The 23008-nt window shown below is 46.7% G+C and carries 15 protein-coding genes, 1 tRNA gene and 1 pseudogene; 5 read left to right on the top strand and 12 right to left on the bottom strand.

The genetic code is table 11. The features are described 5' to 3' along the window. Positions 1-136: 136 nt before the first annotated feature. From FJM67_RS13760 to FJM67_RS13770, 3 genes are all read right to left on the bottom strand, one after another. On the bottom strand, positions 137-2608 hold the full coding sequence (locus tag FJM67_RS13760; RefSeq protein WP_235890072.1) for a glycogen/starch/alpha-glucan phosphorylase: 2472 nt from the start codon (positions 2606-2608) through the stop codon (positions 137-139). Between the two features lie 253 nt (positions 2609-2861). Next, a complete protein-coding gene (gene glgB / locus FJM67_RS13765) occupies positions 2862-5075 on the bottom strand; it encodes a 1,4-alpha-glucan branching protein GlgB (RefSeq protein ID WP_140590364.1) in 2214 nt (737 codons plus the stop codon). Between the two features lie 44 nt (positions 5076-5119). After that, positions 5120-7033 (bottom strand): alpha-amylase family glycosyl hydrolase, encoded by a 1914-nt coding sequence (locus FJM67_RS13770; RefSeq protein ID WP_140590367.1) that lies wholly within the window; start codon positions 7031-7033, stop codon positions 5120-5122. 524 nt (positions 7034-7557) lie between these two features. On the opposite strand from FJM67_RS13770, the gene FJM67_RS13775 reads away from it, so the two are divergent. From FJM67_RS13775 to FJM67_RS13795, 5 genes and pseudogenes are all read left to right on the top strand, one after another. Continuing rightward, the gene (locus FJM67_RS13775) at positions 7558-8919 is read left to right on the top strand and encodes an ABC transporter substrate-binding protein (protein WP_140590369.1); all 1362 of its coding nucleotides are present in this window, start codon (positions 7558-7560) and stop codon (positions 8917-8919) included. A 127-nt stretch (positions 8920-9046) separates the two neighbouring features. Beyond that, positions 9047-10057 (top strand): carbohydrate ABC transporter permease, encoded by a 1011-nt coding sequence (locus FJM67_RS13780; protein WP_140590372.1) that lies wholly within the window; start codon positions 9047-9049, stop codon positions 10055-10057. A 2-nt stretch (positions 10058-10059) separates the two neighbouring features. After that, positions 10060-11199 (top strand): carbohydrate ABC transporter permease, encoded by a 1140-nt coding sequence (locus FJM67_RS13785; RefSeq protein ID WP_140590374.1) that lies wholly within the window; start codon positions 10060-10062, stop codon positions 11197-11199. Positions 11200-11263: 64 nt separating this feature from the next. Continuing rightward, complete coding sequence (locus tag FJM67_RS13790; protein WP_140590376.1) at positions 11264-12355, top strand: ABC transporter ATP-binding protein; 1092 nt, start codon at positions 11264-11266, stop codon at positions 12353-12355. A 181-nt stretch (positions 12356-12536) separates the two neighbouring features. Further along, a pseudogene (locus FJM67_RS13795) lies at positions 12537-12876 on the top strand (transposase); the annotation flags it as partial. Here FJM67_RS13795 and FJM67_RS13800 read toward each other — a convergent pair. From FJM67_RS13800 to uvrB, 9 genes are all read right to left on the bottom strand, one after another. Further along, complete coding sequence (locus tag FJM67_RS13800) at positions 12862-13188, bottom strand: DUF1156 domain-containing protein (RefSeq protein ID WP_140590379.1); 327 nt, start codon at positions 13186-13188, stop codon at positions 12862-12864. The pseudogene FJM67_RS13795 and the gene FJM67_RS13800 overlap by 15 nt on opposite strands. 9 nt (positions 13189-13197) lie before the next feature. Continuing rightward, positions 13198-13410, bottom strand: a complete 213-nt coding sequence (locus FJM67_RS13805; RefSeq protein ID WP_140590382.1) for a hypothetical protein — start codon at positions 13408-13410, stop codon at positions 13198-13200. Further along, entirely contained in the window at positions 13410-14096 is a 687-nt protein-coding gene (locus FJM67_RS13810) for a retron system putative HNH endonuclease (protein ID WP_140590385.1), read from the bottom strand. Before FJM67_RS13810 ends, FJM67_RS13805 begins: the two co-directional genes overlap by 1 nt. A gap of 2 nt (positions 14097-14098) precedes the next feature. Continuing rightward, positions 14099-15532 (bottom strand): AAA family ATPase, encoded by a 1434-nt coding sequence (locus FJM67_RS13815; RefSeq protein WP_140590388.1) that lies wholly within the window; start codon positions 15530-15532, stop codon positions 14099-14101. Further along, the gene (locus FJM67_RS13820) at positions 15529-19068 is read right to left on the bottom strand and encodes a helicase-related protein (protein WP_140590390.1); all 3540 of its coding nucleotides are present in this window, start codon (positions 19066-19068) and stop codon (positions 15529-15531) included. Before FJM67_RS13820 ends, FJM67_RS13815 begins: the two co-directional genes overlap by 4 nt. Beyond that, complete coding sequence (locus FJM67_RS13825) at positions 19068-20018, bottom strand: WYL domain-containing protein (RefSeq protein ID WP_140590392.1); 951 nt, start codon at positions 20016-20018, stop codon at positions 19068-19070. Before FJM67_RS13825 ends, FJM67_RS13820 begins: the two co-directional genes overlap by 1 nt. Positions 20019-20387: 369 nt before the next feature. Continuing rightward, positions 20388-20464 (bottom strand) — tRNA-Val (locus FJM67_RS13830). Positions 20465-20572: 108 nt separating this feature from the next. Next, on the bottom strand, positions 20573-20758 hold the full coding sequence (locus tag FJM67_RS13835; protein WP_140590395.1) for a hypothetical protein: 186 nt from the start codon (positions 20756-20758) through the stop codon (positions 20573-20575). A 24-nt stretch (positions 20759-20782) separates the two neighbouring features. After that, a complete protein-coding gene (gene uvrB, locus FJM67_RS13840; RefSeq protein ID WP_140590396.1) occupies positions 20783-22813 on the bottom strand; it encodes an excinuclease ABC subunit UvrB in 2031 nt (676 codons plus the stop codon). Positions 22814-23008 lie beyond the last annotated feature (195 nt).

The following is a 23008-nucleotide window of genomic DNA, read 5'->3' on the forward strand; positions in this document are numbered from 1 at the left end:
ATCACTTAGAGTAAAAATAAGACGAGAGAAAAACGGCAGGATCAGCTGATCGGAATAGACCGAAACGAGCGATCGCAATCACCGGAATACGCATTTAAACTAATTTTTACCACTTTAATTTGGATCGCCCGAGCTCTTATTGAACTTTCCAGATCTCGTCGTTATAGTTTCTAATAGTGCGATCACTTGAGAAACGTCCACTGCAACTTGTATTCAGTATACTCATCTCCAACCATCTCTCTCTGGCTTTGTAGGTTTCGGCAACCGATTTTTGAGTATTAACAAAACCACGGAAATCAGCCGCTGTCATCCATGCATCATAGCGACTACGGATAGAAGCCGAGACTGAGTCAAAAATACCTGGTTCAGACTGGTTAAAGTGACCTGACTCTATGAGATTCATTACGCGTTTAAAGTCTGAATCTGCATCGATTAGCGCATTAGGATCATAGCTCAAACGAGCTTCCTCAACCTGTGTTGAATCTAACCCAAACAGGAAGAAATTTTCCGCGCCAACTGCCTCACGGATCTCAATGTTTGCACCATCTAGCGTGCCAATGGTACAAGCACCGTTCATCATGAACTTCATATTGCCCGTACCAGAAGCTTCCTTGCCTGCGGTGGAAATCTGTTCCGAAAGATCTGCCGCCGGCGCAATTACTTCCATAAAGCTCACTTTGTAGTCCGGTATAAAAGCAACCTTCAGCCATTTTTCACACTTTGGATTCGAGTTCACGACTTCAGCTACACTGTTTACCAACTTGATAATAGTTTTTGCCATAGCATACCCCGGTGCCGCTTTACCACCGATTAGCACTGCGCGCGGAACCATTCCTGACGTATCACCACGACATATTCTGTCATACAGATGAATAACATGGAGCACATTGAGAAGTTGGCGTTTGTATTCGTGAATACGTTTTACCTGCACGTCAAATAGCATAGTAGTATCAAAACTGACCGACGTTGTTGCTTTAACTAATTCAGCTAAACGCCGCTTATTATCCAACTTTACGTTATGCCACTGTTTCTGGAACTCCTTATCCGTGGCAAATGGCTTGAGCAGCGCCAATTGATCAAGATTAGTTACCCACTCCTCACCGATCTTAGAACTAATCAGGTCGCGCAATCCTGGGTTTGAGTGGTGCAGCCAGCGGCGAGGCGTAACTCCATTGGTTTTGTTATTGAATTTTTCGGGCCAAAACTCATAAAAATCTGCGAACAGACCCACCTTAAGAAGATCTGTATGTAGTGCTGCAACACCGTTAACAGAGAAACTACCGATAATGGCAAGATAAGCCATTCGGATTCGTGGCTCACCCTCTTCATCAATAATGGACATACGACGCAGACGCTCATTGTCATCTGGATACCGACTCGAAACCTCTGCAAGGAAGCGGGCGTTAATCTCGTAGATGATATCTAGGAGGCGTGGCAACATCGATGCGAACATTCGTACAGACCAAGTTTCCAAAGCTTCTGGTAACAGCGTATGGTTTGTATAGGCCATCGTATTGGTGGTAATACTCCATGCTTCATCCCACTGAAGACCATGATCATCCATCAACAACCGCATCAATTCAGCAACTGCAATGGTTGGATGGGTATCATTCAACTGGAATACGTTTTTTTCTGCAAAGCTTGTGAATTTTTCACCTTTATGTCGAACCCAATGTTGCAGAATGTCCTGCAGACTAGCCGACGACAGGAAGTACTGCTGACGTAACCGTAACTGTTTACCGTTTTCGCTAGAATCGTTCGGATAGAGCACCATGGTAATCTGTTCAGCAAGATTCTTTGCAGCCACAGCATCAACGTAACTACCTGCATTAAATTCATCCAGATTAAACTCATCAGTCGCTTCCGATTTCCAAAGACGTAGAGTGTTTACAGTGTCGTTACGGTAGCCAGGCACTGGCATATCGTAAGGAACAGCCATCACGTCACTTGTATCTAGCCAGCTAGCACGCATCTGACCTGTTTCATCAGTGTAATAATTGGTACGGCCATAGAACTTAACGCGGAATGTATTTTCAGGGCTCTCAATTTCCCACGGATTACCTTTGCGCAACCAGTTATCAGGAGCTTCTACCTGATAGCCCTCCTCGATACGTTGGTGAAACATCCCATACTCATAACGAATGCCATAGCCAGTGACGGGAAGCGCCAGTGACGCGCAGCTATCTAGGAAACAAGCTGCCAGACGGCCAAGACCACCATTACCCAAACCAGCATCCATCTCCTCGTCAACTAAGCTTTCCAACGACACCGCGTAATCCTGAAGAGCTGCACGAGTTTCAGCATCTAGATCAAGGTTAAGAATCGCATTGTTGATAGCCCGCCCCATAAGGAACTCTAGTGATAAGTAAGCCACACGTTTCTGGTCCATATCACGATAGCGGTTACGAGTCTCTCGCCAGCCCCGAATCTGGTGGTCTCGTAGCGTAAGTGCCAGTGCGTTATATAGATAGTAGTGGGATGCATCTACCTCATCACGACCAAGTGTCAACTCAAAATGACGTTTTAGATCGTCACTTATGGAATCGCAACTAGAATGGTTAACTTTTAGCGCTTTTGATTTAAACGAAGATTTATTCGTCTTGCTCACAATAGGTTTCCTTCTACTGATTCGCTGTTGCCAGCAGGATTGAAGAACTGTAACTGGATTGGATAAATTGGGTGCCGGCGATAAACAAACATTTTTCTCGGATAATCTCATCGCAGGACGAGAGCAGGAGCTGCCAGTGTGTAAAGCCTTGCCGTGTGGGTAACCTAAAAGGCATAGAATCACTGCCACGGTTAAAGGCACCAAACTGATCAGAGCTCCCCGGCAGGAGATTCCATAGACTCAGACCTCTTCCTCAGATCACTTTGAAAAACTGTACCGCCAGAGGTGCCAACAAGATACCAACTGATGAATTAAATCCATCTGCAGGAACTTGATCAGTGTAGATCAGACTACTATTTCCCTGTCCTGAGCCACCGTAGCGCAGGTCATCTGAATTTAGAATCTCTTCAAGATGTACACTATCCGGAACACCAAAACGGTAATGTTCATGAAGATTTGGCGTCATGTTGAGCGTCACAATCAGCTGTTCTTCATCCTGCGCTTTACGCATCCAGACCAACACAGACTGTTCGTGATTGTTAGCCTGAATCCACTCAAAGCACATATCGTCAATATCTTGCTGATAAAGAGATGGGTGCTCCTTCAACAGTTGATTAAGATCTGTAACAAAACTCTGAATACCTTGATGGAAATGGCTATCTAAGAGATGCCAATCCAGACTTTGATTGTGATTCCACTCACTGCGCTGAGCAAATTCAGCGCCCATAAAAAGTAGCTTTTTACCCGGATGGCTCCACATAAAGCCCAGATAGCTGCGCAGGTTTGCAAACTGTTGCCACTCATCGCCAGGCATTTTATTTATCAGCGAACCTTTACCATGCACTACTTCGTCGTGGCTTAGTGGCAAGACGAACTTCTCGCTAAAGGCGTACATCAGACCAAAGGTCAGTTGATCCTGATGATACTGGCGATAAATAGGGTCATGCTCAATATATGAGAGCGTGTCATTCATCCACCCCATATTCCATTTGTAGTGGAAACCTACACCACCAGCTGAAACGGGCTGCGTAATGCCTGGGAACGATGTTGATTCTTCAGCGATCATCAACACGCCTGGGAAATTAAAGCAAACACGGCTATTCACCTGCTGCAGCATCGCGATCGCTTCCAGGTTTTCGCGGCCACCATACTGATTCGGGACCCACTGGCCCGCTTCACGGCTATAATCCAGATATAGCATTGATGCAACTGCATCAACACGTAAACCATCTATGTGAAACTCATCAAACCAATAGAACGCATTGCTAATTAGGTAGGTAAGTACCTCACGACGCCCATAGTTAAAGATTAGAGTATTCCAATCAGGATGAAATCCTTGCTTAGGATCCATATGCTCATAAAGTGCGGTGCCGTCGAACTGCCCCAGACCATGTTCATCGGTTGGAAAATGTCCCGGCACCCAGTCGATCAAAACGCCTATGCCTTCTTGGTGACAGCAATCGATAAAGTAGCGGAACTCATCTGGCGTTCCAAAACGGATAGTGGGTGCGAACAACCCTATTGGCTGATATCCCCAGGAACCATCAAACGGAAATTCGCTCACGGGCATTGTCTGGATATGAGTAAAACCCATAGACTTGACGTAGGGTATCAACTCTTCAGCTAACTCTACGTAACTGAGATAACGATTACCCTCTTCTGGTTTTCGCTTCCAAGATCCCAGATGCAGTTCATATATTGAAAGTGGCTGGTCATAGCTCTGTGTTTCGGAGCGCTTATCCATCCATGACTGATCTCCCCATTGATGATTGCTTTCATTAACTACAACTGATGCAGTCTGAGGAGGATGTTGGAAACCTCTTCCATAGGGATCAGCTTTTAGCGGTAAACGATTACCCTGAGCATCGATGATCTCGTATTTGTAGTTTGAACCTGATGCAACACCTGGTATGAAAATATCCCACAAACCCGAGCCTAGGTTACGACGCATGACATGACGCCTGCCATCCCAATAGTTAAAGTTACCTACAACTGATACGCGACTAGCGGATGGAGCCCAAACAACAAAATGGGTACCTTCAACACCACCTAACGTTTTGGGGTGTGCGCCCATCCACTTATACGCACGCTCATCGGTACCTTCAGAAAACAGATAATGTTGCTGCTCAGTCAACAGTTCTCCAAAGGAATATGGATCTACCTCTATGTGGCTTTGCCCTTCCCAAACAACCTCTAGGAAATAACCAAAGCGTTTCTTTCGACGGGCAAGAGGCAGTTCAAATAATCCCTCAGATGAGATCTGATTAAGCTCACCTAAGCAACGTCCTGTCTTTGAATCTATCAACTTTACCGATTGAGCATTGGGCAGTAAGGCCCTTAGAACCAAACCGACATGACTAGGACGCTCGTGTAGCCCCAGCACCGAGAAAACGTCCTGGTGGTATCCCCCAACAATTGCGGAAATAGTCCCCTCATCGAGTGAAGGTTCATATTTTTTTGCTGACATTCTGCTTCCTTTTCGACTTATATCGCTTCGGACAGTACTCAAACCTAAGCGGATACCGGAGTGGCAATCCATTTGACTTCATAAGGCCCCAATGCAATAGCCGGCCCTGTTAGCTGATCGCCGTTGATAAGTTCGATTAGGTTCTCGCTACTAAGAATATCAACAATTGAGCTAGGTATTGTCAGCGCGTGTTCGCTAAAATTAGCCAGCACCAACAGGTTTTGGGAATCACTCAATCTGGCAAAGGCAAACACATGAGGATTGTAAGTTTCCAAAATCTCTGTTTGATAGGCACCAAACACTGGATTGGATTTACGTATCGCGATCAATTTAGCTAGGTTTTGCGCTATTCGACCCTGTGCTGTGGTTAAATCAGAGGCTAATTCGAAATCAAGCTCAGAGATTTGCTTGCGATTCACCCAACGCGAGTCGTCACATTTATGAGGATCACTTAAATAGGAGTCATCGTTAAGCACACCAAGCTCATCGCCCTGATACAGGAGCGGAACCCCTGTCATGCTAAGATTCACTGCATTTAAAAGCTGAATACGACCCAGCGCCAATTCAAGTGCCTTAGAATCCTCGTTGTCGATAGCCTGCTCTAGACCGGCTAGACTTGCCAAGGTTCCACATACTCGACAATCTCCGTTTTCAGGATTCATCTGGAATGGCACTCCGCGCGCAAAACTGCCCGCAAATTGGCCAGTATAAAAACGGTTCAAGAAAATGCGGTGATCGTGCCCATTAATGCCCAAGCGATCTGAGATCGCGTCATCCCAAGTCCAGCCGATATCATCGTGACAACGTATATAGTTCACCCAACGCGTCTGTTCTGGAATCTGGAAGCTCTTCATCAATGACGCAGTAAGTAGCTTGGTTTGCCGCGTGGCCAGTGACTCCCACATCAATGCCATCATTAATGGATTGTAAGACAGTTGGCACTCATCCATACCGATATAACGGTTTACTTCATCAGGATGAACGATCGCTTCGGATTTAAAAAGCAGTTCTGGAGCACTGATGCGCAAACAAGCATTAAACGCCTTTATAAGGGTATGAGCACCTGGCAAACTCTCACAGACAGTCCCTTTTTGCTTCCAAATAAAAGCGAGTGCATCCAAACGCAGAACATCACACCCCAAACTAGCCAGATGTAGCATCTGGTCGGTAATTGCGACAAACACCTCGGGATTCGAGTAGTTCAGGTCCCACTGGAAAGAGTTAAAAGTTGTCCAGACCCAGCGTTCGAGTTCTGGGTTAAATGTGAATGATCCACGCCGTACCGTTGGAAAAATTTCACGCAAAGTGGCGTTGTATTCATTCACTTCTCGTTCAGAATCCAACAGATAGTAATAACCTTGGTAGCGGCGATCACCTGCCTGCGCCGCTTTGGCCCACTCATGTTCATCAGAAGTATGGTTGAATACAAAGTCGAGTACCAAACGTATACCCTCTCCATGAAGTGCATCAGCCAGAGCTTTCAGATCATCATTAGATCCTAGTCTCGGATTGACCGTCCGGTAATCCGAAACAGCGTAGCCTCCATCACTATCGCCTTCAGGAGCTAGATACAACGGCATAAGGTGTAGGTATGTAATACCTAGCTGTTTCAAATAGGGAATACGCTTTTGCAGTTTTATCAGATCGCCCGCAAACAGATCAACATACACCGCGATACCAAGATTTTGTTCTGAATGGTACCAGAGAGGATCCTGCACTGAGGAAGCAAATGTATGTTCGTCGAAGTGCCTAGCCAACTGGCGCATTAGTTGCTGGATGTGAAAATGAAGATCGTAATGGTCAGAATAGAGCTCTAACATCGACTCAAAAAGAGGCTGAAAATAGATATTAAGATTCTCTTTAAACTGAATTCTTGCCCCCTTATTCTTCCAACGCCGCGCAGCAATAGAAGGCCAAATTCGTTCTAGCGTTTTAGTCGATTCGTACACTATATCCATAATGATTTACTCAAAATTTTAAACTTAACAAGTTACTAAATGTTTTTAAGTAAAAATTAAGTTCATCGTTGTGATGTATTATTTCTTTAAGTTATTAGGCAGACTTTCCTAAAAAGTGTCAATCAGCTAAAAAAATTAAGTTAAATTTAAAATAGGTCAAGGATTACCTATTTCAGAGATAGCTATCTAGTGAGTAAGCTGTTTAATTTAATGATAATCTAAGCAAGTCATATCATACCCTTACCGCCTTCCTATTGAGATTGAGTGCAGCTCTCAAGACTTACAAATTAAAACAATGGCGTGCTCGTATTAGTATTGCATTCTCTCAAATGCAATACTAATACTCTGTAAGACTAATTAATATTAAGAAAAATTTAAGGGCTGGACGTCCTTGATTAGGTCTAATTTTTTGACAATAATTTAGCTCCTTCTTAATCCTTAAAGAAGAAAATTTAACCAGTTTTAATTCCTGACTGATAATAACAATAACGGGCGATCGATACGAAAGCCGGTAAGGAGTAATCATGAAAAAGTCTCTTCTGTCAGCCGCAATCGCACTGACCCTTTCTGCTAACTACGCAGTAGCTGATAACCATGGTGGCTTGATGTTTGAGCCGGGTAAAGACACCCGTTTCCACTGGGCCAGCTACGAAGCCCTTAAATCTTCTAACCTAAAAGGTCAGACTGTTTCTGTATTTGGTCCTTGGATGGGTTCAGAAAAAGAGCACTTCGAAAACGTGATCAAGTACTTTGAAGAAGCAACTGGCGCGAAAGTAGAATACGCGGGTTCTGATTCCTTCGAACAGCAGATCGTGATTGATGCTCAGGCAGGCAGTGCTCCCAATATTGCGATTTTTCCACAGCCAGGTTTAGCGGCGGATTTAGCCTCCAAAGGCTTCCTAGCCCCCCTCGACAGCAATGTTGAAGCGGCCATCAAGTCAGATTATGCGGCGGGTCAGTCGTGGGTAGATTTGGCTACATTTGACAACCAAAACGGCCAAAAAGACCTATATGGTGTGTTTTACCGCGCAGATTTGAAGTCATTGGTTTGGTATTCGCCGGATAACTTCGAAGACGCGGGCTACGCTCTTCCACAATCTATGGAAGAGCTGAAAGCGCTGACTCAAGAGATCGTGGCCGATGGCGGCACTCCTTGGTGTATCGGTTTAGGTTCTGGTGCGGCGACCGGCTGGCCAGCGACTGACTGGGTAGAAGATATGATGCTGCGTCTGTATCCAGCCTCTGTCTACGACCAGTGGGTAGCAAACGATCTGAAATTTAATGATCCTAAAGTCGTTGCTGCGATTGAAGAATTTGGTTGGTTCTCTCGCAATGATGCATACGTAGATGGCGGTTCCGCTGCAGTTGCGGCGACTGACTTCCGCGATAGTCCGAAAGGTCTGTTTGCGTCTCCGCCAAAATGTTACATGCACCGTCAGGCTTCTTTCATTCCTGCCTTCTTCCCAGATGGGGTTGAAGTGGGTCTAGATGCGGATTTCTTCTACTTCCCATCTTACGAGTCAAAAGACTTGGGTAATCCAGTCTTGGGTGCCGGTACTCTGGCAACCATTACCAATGACTCGAAAGGCGCCCGTGCGTTTATCGACTTCTTACGTTCACCGATTGCCCATGAATTGTGGATGGCGCAAACCGGCTTCTTGTCTGCCCATGCGCAAGTGAACCCAGATCTTTACGTGACCGAAACTGCGCGCAAACAAGGTGAAATCCTACGTTACGCGACGACTTTCCGCTTTGACGGTTCGGACCTAATGCCAGGTAAGATCGGCGCAGGTTCATTCTGGACTGGCATGGTGGATTACTCTGGCGGTAAATCTGCTCAAGAAGTGGGTGACAGCATCCAGAAAACTTGGGATGCCTTGAAGTAACTCTCACTACTAACGACAGCCGCGCCTGTGGCTGTCTCTGTGATACCTGTGTTTACCCGCCGCTCGCGGCGGGCTCTCCTTGATGGTACTCGGTACTGCAAATAACTTTTTTATAGGTGGAAAGACGATGGGACAGCTCGCTTCTGCGTTAGTCACCATGATTCTTGGCGTGTTAGCCTGTGCGGCCTACTTTTATGGCTCTAATGCTCTTCTAGATTGGCTATTTCCAGGTAAAAACCGCCCTGCGGAGCAAATCGCCCGTAACCTGCGTATCGCCAATCGTATACGTCCTTGGCTCTTTGTTGGTCCGGCGGTATTGGTGTTGACCTTCTATTTATTCTACCCCGTTATCGACTCTTTCATTTTGTCGTTCCATGGTCGTACCGGCGAAGAGTTTGTCGGCTTATCAAACTACCAATGGCTACTGGGTAGTGACGAATTTTATGAATCTTTCCGCAACAACATGTTGTGGCTCATTGTGGTGCCAACCGCAGCGACCTTCTTTGGTTTAGTCATCGCTTCCATGACGGATCGCATTTGGTGGGGCAACATCGCCAAAAGTCTTATCTTTATGCCGATGGCCATCTCGTTTATCGGGGCGTCGGTGATTTGGAAGTTTATCTACGATTACCGTAGTGGCGATGACCCACAAATTGGTTTGCTGAATGCCCTAGTCGTGTTCTTCGGCGGTGAACCGCAGGCGTGGATCACGATTCCGTTTTGGAACAACTTCTTTTTGATGGTTATTTTGGTGTGGATTCAAACCGGCTTTGCCATGGTGATCTTATCGGCAGCATTGCGCGGTATCCCTGATGAAACCATCGAAGCCGCCGTGCTTGACGGCGCTAATGGCGTGCAAATCTTCTTCAAAATTATGGTGCCGCAAATTTGGGGCACGATTGCGGTGGTATGGACCACGATAACGATTCTGGTACTCAAGGTATTCGATATCGTGCTCGCCATGACCAATGGTCAGTGGGGTACGCAAGTACTGGCTAACCAGATGTTTGACTGGATGTTCCGTGGTGGTGGCGACTTTGGTCGCGGTGCAGTCATCGCCATCGTGATCATGGTATTGGTGGTGCCAATTATGGTGTGGAACATCAAACGCGCTAATGCAGAAATGGAGGGTCGCTAATTATGGTGACATCAAAGAAAGGCTCAGCATTAACGCTGGTGATGCACGCCTCCGTGTTGTTTTTAGTGATTCTGTGGACGATTCCGACGGCAGGTTTGTTTATTTCCTCTATCCGCGACAAAGACCAATTGTCGGTCTCGGGCTGGTGGACGGCATTGTCGACATCTGAACAGCGCTTAGTGGAACGTGCTTTAGATCCGACTCACCAGCAATTCGAAGAGGGTCGCTGGGTGATCAAAGGCAACTTGATGGGGAACAGTGACGGTGAGGTGGTTCGTTTTGGCGTGAGCTCTTTGCAGCCAGAAGCCCATGCTGTAGGTGAGGTGGTCGATCGCAAAGGTAAGCAGATCCAGGTCTTTGCCAATGGTGACTACACCATCAGTTCCGACGAGGAAATGAGTGGTCGTCGCGGTGACCGTATCTTCTTTACCGCAGAAATTCCGCCTCGCTTTACGTTGGATAACTATCGGGAAGTCTTGAGCTCAGAAGGGCTGGGGCAGTCTTTTATTAACTCACTCACGGTGACGATTCCAGCAACCATCATTCCGATCTTGATTGCTGCCTTTGCCGCTTATGCCTTGGCATGGATGAAATTCCCCGGTCGCGCATTATTGATCGCTGGCGTTGTGGGCTTATTGGTTGTGCCCCTACAAATGTCCCTGATTCCTTTGTTGAAAACCTATAACTTGGTGGGTGAATTCTTTGGTGTAGGCTCAAAAACCTATGTTGGCATTTGGCTCGCTCATACGGGCTTCGGCTTGCCCCTAGCAGTGTACTTGCTGCGTAACTATATCGCCGGTTTACCGGGGGAAATCATTGAGTCTGCCCGCGTGGATGGGGCATCGGATTTCGATATTTTCCGCAAAATCATTCTGCCATTGTCGTTCCCAGCGCTGGCTTCCTTCGCCATCTTCCAATTCTTGTGGGTGTGGAATGACTTATTGGTGGCCATGGTGTTCTTGGGTAACAACGAGGAACACCTAGTGCTGACCGGGCGCTTGCGGGAATTGCTGGGCTCCCGTGGTGGTAACTGGGAAATCCTAACCGCATCGGCGTTTATTACCATCATAGTGCCTTTGTGTGTGTTCTTTGGCTTGCAGCGTTACTTGGTGCGTGGCTTGTTAGCCGGTTCCGTGAAATAACCTTCAGCAGCATAACAATAGGGGAGCAAGGTATGCTCCCCAGAGAAAAGATTGAGGCGACAACATGGCAGATTTAAAGCTAACGAATGTGAAAAAAGTCTACGCAAACCAAGTTGAGGTCATGCGAGACATTAATCTGGATATTAAACAAGGTGAATTTATTGTTTTCGTCGGGCCTTCTGGCTGCGGTAAATCCACCTTGCTGCGGATGATCTCCGGTCTAGAAGAGATCTCCGGCGGCACTTTGGAAATCGATGGGCAAGTGGTGAATGACATTCCGCCTTCCCTACGTGGCATTGCCATGGTATTCCAAAGCTACGCCTTGTACCCACATATGACGGTGTACGACAACATGGCATTTAGCTTGCAGATTGCCAAAGTGGAAAAAGGGGAAATTGATAAACAAGTGCGCCGTGCGGCGGAAATGCTGCAATTGACTCCGTACTTGGATCGTTTGCCAAAAGCCCTATCAGGTGGTCAGCGTCAGCGGGTGGCGATTGGTCGTGCGATTGTGCGCCGCCCGAAAGTATTCCTGTTCGACGAACCGTTATCAAACCTAGATGCGGCATTGCGGGTGGCAACTCGTATGGAGATCGCCAACCTGAAGGAAAGTATGCCGGATTCCACCATGATTTATGTGACCCACGATCAGGTGGAAGCCATGACCTTGGCAGACCGCATTGTACTGCTGTCTGCCGGTAACATTGAGCAAGTAGGCTCGCCATTAGAATTATACGAGCGCCCGCAAAACGTGTTCGTAGCGAAGTTTATCGGCTCACCGGCCATGAATATTTTGCCTTGTACAATGTTAGCGCCGGGCGCTCAAACACGAGTAGCCTTGGCAAACGGTCATCAAGTCAGCGTGCCTATTGATGTGCCAGCGGCAGATCAGGGCAAAGCGGGTTTCTTCGGAGTGCGTCCAGAACATTTGTTATTGGCTCAGTCAGAAGATGAGGTCCTATTGGAAGGCGAAGTGTCTTTTGTTGAATCCCTTGGTGAAGCCACCCTGCTGTACGTGCAAGTCCCAGGTGTTGAGGACATGGTGATCGCCAAACAAACCGGCACCTTGGCCATTCACAAAGGCGAACATGTACGCCTTTGCGCTCAGCCAGAAAAATTACATCTATTTAATGAACAAGAGCACGCTTACCGTTAGTGAGAGATACTACGAACAAGTCAGATAATTTTGGACTGGCTTGTTCCGCATCCCAGCAATTCTTGAACAGTACCAATTAGCCGCCGTTTTTCAATATTACGCTGCTCTAAGCAGGGAACCTGCGATTAAGTCCCCAATATGAGACAATACCCATCTGACCATTACCGCATGACCGAACGACATGAACCAGCTCTCATTCGCCGATACCGAATTCACCAGCAAACGCCGTAAACCCGTAAAGAGCTTTTCTTGGCCGGATGAATTAGTTGATTCCATGGCAACAGCTCGAAGCCCAGATTGAGCCGTTTTACCCAAAAGCTGGCAATACTCGGCGACCATACCCTCTTGCTACGATGCTACGCATTCACTTTATGCAGAACTGGTACAACATGAGTGATCCAGCGATGGAAGATGCCCTTTACGAGATCACCTCTATGCGGCTTTTTGCTGGCTTATCATTAGAAGGAGCGATCCCAGACCACACGACCATCATGAATTTCCGTCACCTACTTAAGAAGCACTGATATTACTGCCTTATTGTTGAGGTTTTCCCAGCTTATTAGTTCACGACAAATTTCAAAAAGTTCTTCACGCTCTTTGTCTGCTTGCTCCTTTGTTTTTCCAGCTTGCCAGCCCCTCTCACCACCAGGATCATTTACAAGTTGCGCAAATAGTACAGCTTTCGAGGCTGCTAAAGGTCGTCTAGCCCACCACATATGTAATGTCGAAGGGTGGCCATGACGAATTGACTTTTCAGCCGATGACGCTGCGTTGATATCATCTAGCGGTAAAGCCACTTCAATCAATTTCTTTGGAGATTTAATCTTACTCATTTACTTGCCTTAAACGGTTTGCTCAGGCACAACTGCTTTCGACAGCAGGTCACTGAGATCATAATTAATACTGGCTACACCAAAGTCTGGCTCGGCAGTGAATGGCGTTTTAACGTAGTACGGCCCTTCAAACTCACTTTCTCCTTTGACTTCAGGGTCGACGATGACTATGGCAAGCATAAATTTTTCTACTTGGTTTAAGCGAAATACAGCAACTTTCATTAACAGGTTCCTGCCAAGAAGTGTTTAATCGTTGTAGAAAAGGCATGCCATTGGGTATTTTCAATTTCTTGTTGGATATAGTCTTCTCTTAACTCAGGATCCCAATTGGCTACTTCATCTAACTCATCAAGCACCTTTTCTTTATAGGTTTTTAATGCACGGGCTCGACTACTTGTAAGCCTTTGGTCGTCTAGACCAAACACTCGAATTGTTTCGTTGGCTTTGTGCTCTTCGTTCACACCTATACTTGCTCGCGGTCTAATTTCACCTGAAGAATGAAAATATAGATACTCTTCAGGGTCTTCAATATCGGGCTTAATCAGATCATCTGGGTTATAGGCTTCAGCTCTTGGTCGGTCTTTGTAGTGGCCACAGTGATCGTTGGAGCCACAAGCCAAAAACAGGTTGCTCCATTCAAATGTTAATTCTGGAAAGTGGTGTTGATTTTTTCGGCGAAAATGTTCAATGTGGCCAGAGTGATGGATAGCGTCTTCACAATAGGCACAACGCACTCCATATTCAGATGCTTCCGCCGTTGTTACGCCGGGCACACCTTGCATTTTCACAAGTGCCGCACGAAGTTGCTTTTTACATTCGCCACCGAAATTATCCCAAGTCTGTGTATTGTGATCATATTCACTTAAACACTGAGGCGCTTCTGTGTTGTCTCGATCTAACTTATGCATCGCTAATCCTTCTTGTTCTTTTGCTTGAAGGACTGGAAGCGAATGAGTTTATCTGCGTCCAACAAAACGCGATGGGATTCCCCATATATATCGATGAGTTTTGTTCGTAGTGCCTTTCCTTGATCGCTTTCGTGTTGGCCTTGCTCGATTAATGCGGTGTAATCAGCAACCCATTGCGCTTCCTCTACAGGAGGAATTGGGTTCACTTCTTGGTAATCGATCAGAATATCGCTGCTCGGGATGCCAATAGTTTGCTCATCTTTTCGTTCGGCAGTTGATATTGTTTCCCCTGTGTTGGGATCAGATTCGTGTCTTAAAACACGGATACATTCCGCAGGTACCGTAGACAATACTTGTGGGCTGTGGGTGGTGACAATAAATTGAATATTTGGAAAGGCCTCGCGTAATGAGCCGATTACCGTTTGTTGCCACTGTGGGTGCAGGTGCATATCGACTTCGTCAATCATCACAACGCCAGGTGATTGTTTAGCTGCCTCTTCCCCTAAATGGCCGTTAAGCAAAACGGCTCGGTAGGCAATATCAGCAATCATAGCGAGTATATTTTTAATACCATCGCTCAGTCTGTCAGCTTTCATTACGCCGTATTCGTCATGGCGCAACACTAAAGATTCGTCATCACGCTGGCTAAATTGTAGATTTTTCCAACCAACAGGTTTTAGCACTTCATTAACTGCATCTTGGACTACTTTAACGGGCGTTTTTAATTTAGGGTCAACGTCAATAAAGGTTGCCCCTTGCTGTAACTGTGCAATTTGGTGCTCTAACACTTTTTTGTAGGCATCGGTGAACCAATCTTCGAATTGTCGATAGCTTGATGCTGGGTCTAAACAGTCACGCAATGCAAAGGTTCTAATATTTTCATCATTGGCGTTTTGTCCACGTTTTGATTCTGTAAGTCGTTTTTCTTTCCAGAGTCGGCCAGTGCCGTAGTAGCCAAATACCGGCAAAGTAACCGGCGTTTGAGTTAGTTCTCGCACTTGTTTTTGCAAGTCTTTGGCAAATGCTTTTAAGTCACGGCAGTTTTTATCATCTTTGGTTTGCGACTTTGCAGCTTCACTGTCACGAAAGCGCTGCCACTCTGTGGTACCTGAACCGTAATCCCCTGTGGCAGTAACCGAAGACGGGAACTTTCGCACCATTTCATCTAAAACACCGAAGCCAGCGGCCCGTGCAGTATTATTTGCTTTGATGATTCTTACATCATCAATAGTGATTGTATTGGCAGGGTCTTTATAGGGAGTGTTGGCCAAGTCGAACTGGCTAACAAAGGGCCAGAGAGCCACACGCACTGCATCGAGTATGGTGGTTTTACCTTGCCCGTTGTTAGCAACCAGAACGGTCATTTCAGGGTGAAAATCTATTTCAAGTCGCGAATAGCAACGAAAGTTTTCAAGCGTGATCTTATCTATATTCATACAGTTTTCTCCGGTGCAACTGCTTTCGACAGCAGATCACTGAGATCATAATTAATACTGGATACACCAAAGTCTGGCTCGACGGTGAACGGCGTTTTAACGTAGTACGGCCCTTCAAACTCTTCGCCATCAACAATAACAATGGCGAGCATAAATTTGTCTGCTTGGTTTAAGCCGTAGATGATTTCATTACGGCTAACAGTAATGGTGCTTTGGCCTTTGGCGCGGCCTTTGACTTCGATATGGCGGTCGGGCCGGATTGATCCGTCAGGATTGGTGGGCGGGCGAGAGGTAACATCCCAGCCACATTTTTCTGCGCCAACGTCTTTTACTTCAAAGCCGAAGCTTCGCTCGGCATCCATTACCGCATTCATGGCGATTCGCTCCACGCGTGAGCGGGCTTCGGCATCAACACTGAATTGGGTTTCGCCTTTGCGATGGGCCAGCAAGCCTTGCGGAATCACTAAAGCGCCACCCATTACCACCGGCGTGCTAGAGACGACGTTTTTCAGTGCTTCAAGTTCTGCTTTTCGCTGTTCTAATCGAGCGGTGAGTTCATCTACGCGGCGACGTGCCATTTCAGGCTGCATGCGTGGTTGTTTACCTGCGTTAACATCATCTTGTAGTTTGATATAACGATCAGACCAATAGTTAATTTCCTTCACTAGGCGCTCATTCACTGCCGCAAGGGTTTTATCTGCCTGCCGTTCGCGGCGACCTTTCACTTCGCCATAGTGTTCCGGTACCAATTGTTGTGACGCGTGGTTTAGGGCCAATGCTTCAAGGTTGTTGTTTAGCCAGGGCGCATTTAAAACGTCGCTGACTAACTTATGGTCGTAGTCATCAATCGGTTGTAAATCTAGGTGGGGTGCCCAGCCTGCATTAATGGCATTGCCTTTTTCGTCGATTTCTACAAACTGTAATCGACGTGATGCGATATCTGAGGAATTGCCGCCTTCTCTTACCGTATGGTCCACCATGAAGAGTACTTTAGGCTCTAAACCATCATCGTTTGGATCTACCAACACGGCGCCTTGCTTGAGCTTGGGGCGATGGGCTTCTAACACTAAATCGGTAGAGGCATGCATTAATGGGTGCGATGGGTGAATCAGGTCGGCCATCGGCTTGCCTTGCTGCCGAACATGCTGCTTTTCGAAGCAGATACGTTCATATTTTCGCAATACTGGGGTTCGCGTTTCGCCGATGATGCGATCACGCTCACGAATAGCAGCGGGCACATGGCGCACCTCGAATCGACCCGATTCACGGTTGCGCATTTCGCCACCCAAGGTTTGGAAAGCTTCAGTAAAAAAAGCGCGAATGAAGTAAGGCTGAAGTTTACGGGCTTCTGCCTTTTCCATTTCTTCTTTGACAGCATAGAGCTCTTCAAGCCCCATATGCTGCTCTACCAGAGCGTTGCGTCGAAGGATTTCTTTCAAGTGATCCGCATCGAGCGCTCCATCGATCACTTCGTTCATCTTCGCTTTAGTTTCCGGAGATTCGCCGTAGCGGATAGCATCAACCAGTAAGTCTTTTAATGAGACGTTATCGAAGGCTTCACCGAGCACATCGAAGACTTTGCCACCCAGAGCTTCTTTCTCAATTTCGATCTTGTCGAAGAGCTTTTTGAATACTTCGCCTTCGCGAGTTTCTGCGGCAACGATATTCCAGAGGTGACAAACTTCGGTTTGACCAATACGGTGAATACGACCAAAGCGCTGCTCTAGGCGATTTGGATTCCAAGGCAGGTCGTAGTTAACCATAAGGTTGGCGTTTTGTAGGTTAACACCTTCGCCTGCCGCGTCGGTGGCAATCAGTACAATCACTTCAGGATCGTTACGGAACTCTTCTTGTACTTTGCGGCGCTCATCTCGGTTGGTGCCGCCATAAATAGTGCGGACCGCGTTTTCGTTGCCCAGCATATCTCCAATGCGCTTTACCAGGTAGTTCAGGGTGTCTTTGTGCTCGGTAAAGATCAACAACTTGCGACGAGCACCGCTGGCGGTGAACATTTCAGGTTTGTCTTGCAGCAGGTAAGAAAGCTCTTCCCACTTCTTGTCATTGCCAGATTGAACAACTGTGAGTGCTTGGTACTCTAGATCTTTTAGGCTGAGTATTTCGGCCTCAAGTTCCGGAATGGTTTCTGCTGCCGATGCCTGATCGACCACTTGCTCGGAGAGAATTTCGTATTCTTCTGCACTTAAGTCTTCATCGAGTTCATCGAAGTTATCCGGAATATCGATTTTCCTTTTAACGCTGTATTCGCCCAATGTTTCAGCTACGCCATCCTTTCTAACAGCCTGACCTCGCGCCATGAGTTTGGTCTCTTCTAGGCGATCTTCTAAGCGCTTGCGGCGACGTTTCAACGACTGGTAGATGGCTTCAGGGCTGGAAGCCAGCCTACGTTGCAGCATGGTTAATGCGAAGCCAACGTTGTTCTTCTTTTTGCTATCGAGGTTATCAGCACGGTTCATCTCTTCACGAACGTAGGTGGTTACCTGTTCGTATAGCGATGCCTCCATCGGTGAAAGCTCGTAATTCGCTGTATAAGCGCGGCGCTCTGGGAACAGTGGCGTACCATCAAACTTGAGTAGCTCTTCTTTCACCATACGACGCATCATGTCTGACACATCAACTTTATGGGCGCCTTCGCGGAACTTACCGTAAAAGCGGTCGCCATCTAAAAGGGAAAGCCAAATCTGGAAATCTTCTTCTTTACCGTTATGCGGTGTTGCAGTCATCAGCAAGAAGTGGCGAGTAATGGAGCCAAGGAGTTCGCCTAGTTGAAAGCGTTTGGTTTTATTGATTTTGGTGCCGAAGTAACTGGCCGACAGCTTGTGGGCCTCATCCACGATGATGATGTCCCACTCGGTGTTTTTGAGTTTTTCTTGGAACTCTTCGTTACGTGATAACTGATCTAAACGGCAAATGAGTTGGTCGGACTCATCGAAATAGTTGCCAGAAGCACACTGCTCTTGTTTTTCTCGACTGAAAATATCAAAAGTTACACCAAACTTTTCGAGCAATTCGTCTTGCCACTGCTCAGTAAGTGAGCCAGGCGAAACGATCAAAATCCGCTTGGCATCACCGCGCATAATGAGCTCACGAATTAACAGCCCAGCCATAATGGTTTTACCGGCACCGGGGTCATCGGCCAATACAAATCGAAGCGGCTGTTTGGGCAGCATGGCTTCGTATACCGCAGAGATCTGGTGCGGCAGTGGCTCAACGTTTGAGGTGTGTACCGCCATCATTGGGTCAAACAGGGCAGCTTGGCTGATACGGTAAGCTTCTAAGCCCAATTTGAATTCGGCACCCGGTGCATCAAATGCCCATGGTCTACCAACAGTAGCCAGTTCAAGGCGTGCCTCGTCTGAGCGGAAAAGCATTTGCTCGCCTAGCTTGCCCTGGCTGTCTTTGTAGTAAACCGTAATTGCGGCATCACCAACCGGTTCTACCTGTACGACGCGGACGATCTCTTCGGCTTGAATACCGCGAACTTGCGCGTCTTTTTTAATGTCTTCGAGTTTCAGCATTAGCGCTCCATATCGTCCGTGATAGTTTCATCATGATAGCCAGGGGCAATAACCAGATTTTCAACACCGTATAAAGCTGCTTTATTTTTTAGGAACAAATGCTCTCCTTGTCCCATCTTTTTAGCTTTCGATGAGCAATCGACATTCCACAGTCTCAGCAAATATCCTGCTGTTGCCGCCCTGATCTCAACCTTCATCACACCATCCGTCATACCATAATCCAGCTCAATCGCTTCACTGTGCTCTATGCGTGGGTGTGGCACTAACTCAAGCTCAACAAAGCGGTTCCATTGCCGGTCTTGGGTTTCTAGTTCAGCCTCAGATAACGTTGAATCTTCAAGCACAACAGCTGCTTTAATTCGGGTCAGTACAAAGTCACGAAATTCACCATGCTTGCGGTCAAAACCACGAACATGCCAACGCAGACCATTGTCCACCAGCGTATGCGGCACAATTTCACGCGTTGTTTCACCGCTCGATAACGACACATAGGTGATGCTCAAGGCTTTACCTTTGTGGATGGCCTCGGTGACTTTAGCCACTATAGATAGACTCGGCTTGTTTAAGTGATAAGGCGCTTCACACGCAAGAGGTGGTTTTACCTTGCCAGTAAATCCATCTCCATACCCTTGGCTAATCGTCGCCAGTGTTCGAACGACGTCATAGTCGAACAAGGGTTCAAATGCTTCACCGCGCTTATGCAACTTGAGCTTTTGGTCATACTCAATGTTGCTTGGCGCAAGCTCTCGGTACATTGTGAAGTCTTTCGTTGCCTGTGCGGCGGCAATGCTGAAGCGATCGACTAAATCCGCCCGTACAGCTTCGCCCTTAAATAATAAGGTGAAATCGATGTGTGCAATGCGATCCCTGGTTGCTTGTGGCAACTGCGCTATCTGCGAAAGCCTATCTGGCTTCGCCACTACTGTTTGTTTCAGACCATCATTTGTCATGCGTCTTGTTTATCCAATTCAACCAGATTCTTAAAACTCTGTTTATAAAGTAAGGACCGACATCTCGTAATCACATTGAACGGCATGGCACATGGCTGCTCTTTGTCCGCAATGACTAATCAATCTCTATTGGTTGAAGCTGGACAGATGGCTATAAAACACTGAATAGGCTTCAACCTAATTAATTTTATTAGGTATCATCCTATCACTGAAAAGGGAATATGTGTAGAGGTCGTGAATTACAACCCTAAAACTAAAGATGGGATCAAAGTGGTATCAATTTGGTCCCTTTTTGGTCCCAATTCAGATACAAAAAAGCCGAACACTAGGTTCGGCTTTTCTATCTTACTGATATGTAAGGATAATTTCTGGTAGGTCTAAGCAGATTCGAACTGCTGACCTCCACCATGTCAAGGTGGCGCTCTAACCAACTGAGCTATAGACCTAGAAAGTGCTGGCTATTATACGCAGAGGCGTTGCCAGTGCAAGTCTTTGCAACATATTTTTGTCACGAATAATTGCCTTACTAAAGCAAGTCTAAGTGGTTGTTGCAATTAGGCTATCTCGACTAATAATTCATGCCCGATCACTTCGTCGATGAGGTGGTAAGGCACTTTGTATTCCTTATCACGAAACTTCACGACCGCGTAGTCGTAGCACATTTTGATAATGGTGCAGTTCACCACAACACCGTTATCAATGACACGAACAATATTGCGATTACGCAATGTTAGAGACATATTCCCTCTCCTCTCGGTGTAGCATTAGGCTTCACCCACTTCTTTAAGCTTTTTCTGTAGGATGCGAATCTGGTCGCGATAAGCCGCAGCCAGTTCGAACTGAAGATTCTCCGACGCCACCATCATTTCTTTTTGTAGATCTACGATGGCTTTTCGCACTTCTGCAACATCGTCCATATTGTTAATTTCGTAGTCTTTGGCTTTTTCCGCCACTTTACGGGTCTGACGACCTTTGCCTTTACCTGCGCCTGGGTTGTAGGCACCCTCTAGAATATCTTCAACCGATTTGCTGATGCCTTTTGGAACTATGCCATTGGCTTCGTTGAAGGCCACTTGTTTTTCTCGACGTCGATTGGTTTCATCCATTGCCCGTTGCATCGAGCCGGTAATGCGGTCCGCATACAATATCGCTTTACCATTCACATTTCGTGCGGCACGGCCAATAGTCTGTATTAAAGAACGATCCGAACGTAGGAAGCCTTCTTTGTCCGCATCCAGAATTGCAACTAAACTCACTTCCGGGATGTCCAAACCTTCTCGCAGCAAGTTGATACCCACTAGGACATCGAACTCCCCGAGGCGTAGGTCACGAATAATTTCAACCCGCTCCACCGTATCAATATCCGAGTGTAAATAGCGTACTCGTATACCATGTTCGTGTAGGTAGTCGGTCAAATCCTCAGCCATACGCTTGGTCAAGGTGGTGACCAGCACCCGCTCCCCTTTCGGTAGGCGCAAGTTAATCTCGGAAAGCAGATCGTCTACCTGTGTCGCTACAGGGCGAACCTCCAACTCTGGGTCAACCAAGCCCGTGGGACGTACTATCTGTTCCACAACCCAATCTTGGTGCTCTTCTTCATATTTACCGGGAGTCGCAGAAACGAAAATAGTTTGAGGCTTAATTTGCTCCCATTCTTCGAAACGCATAGGGCGGTTGTCCAGCGCCGATGGTAAACGAAAGCCGTACTCCACCAAGTTTTCTTTACGGGAGCGGTCTCCTTTATACATGGCGCCAATTTGCGGCACGGTGACGTGGCTCTCATCGATTACGAGCAAGGCGTTATCGGGTAAATAGTCGAACAAGGTTGGCGGCGGCGAACCCGCCGGGCGTCCTGATAAATAACGGGAGTAGTTTTCGATACCGGAACAGTAGCCAAGCTCTTGCATCATTTCTAAATCGTAGTTGGTGCGCTGCTCTAGACGCTGCATTTCAACCAACTTATCCAAAGATTTGAGCTGTACTAAGCGCTGGTCGAGCTCTTCCTTGATACGTTCGATAGCCTCCACTATGGTTTCCCGTGGGGTGACATAGTGAGTTTTAGGGTAAATCGTAACCCGTGGCACTTTGCGAATGGTCTTATTGGTCAAAGGTTCGAACAAGGTAAGGTTATCAACCTCGTCATCAAACAGCTCAATACGGATCGCCACATCTTCCGAGTCAGCAGGAAACACATCAATCACATCGCCACGTACGCGGAAGTTACCGCGTTCAAAGACTAGATCATTACGGGTATATTGCAGCTCAGCCAAACGACGTAACACAGCCCGTTGATCAATGCGATCACCACGGTCTAAATGCAGCATCATTTTCAAGTAGGCTTGCGGATCGCCCAAACCATAAATAGCGGACACCGTCGCAACAATAATAACGTCTTCCCGTTCCAGCAGTGCCTTGGTAGCCGACAAACGCATTTGTTCAATATGTTCGTTCACCGAGGCATCTTTTTCGATAAAGGTATCCGATGCTGCTACATAGGCTTCTGGTTGGTAATAGTCGTAGTAGGAGACAAAGTATTCCACCGCATTATTCGGGAAGAACTCTTTAAACTCACCGTACAATTGGGCCGCCAGTGTTTTGTTGTGAGCCATAATAATGGTTGGCCGTTTCACTTCAGCAATTACATTAGCGATGGTAAAAGTCTTACCAGAGCCAGTTACCCCCAATAGGGTCTGGTGTGCTAAGCCGGCCTCTACCCCCTGGGCAAGTTTACGAATCGCGCCGGGTTGATCTCCAGCAGGTTGGTAGTTGGAAACAACTTGAAATTCTTGTGCCACAAACTCGTCCTACGCTATACAAAAGTGTTCTCAATCGAAGTCTAAGACTAACAAAAGTCGCTTTATACGTCTTGAAAAAGGCACTCTTATGAAGAATTGCTCTAAGAATTTTCTCATTAGACCAATTCTGTATGCATTAGCGGTTGCTAAACTATATTTCTTATATATTATTAAAGAATATTCTTATAACCAAAA

The sequence above is a fragment of the Maribrevibacterium harenarium genome, assembly GCF_006385675.1.
GTDB lineage: Bacteria > Pseudomonadota > Gammaproteobacteria > Pseudomonadales > Marinomonadaceae > Marinomonas > Marinomonas harenarium.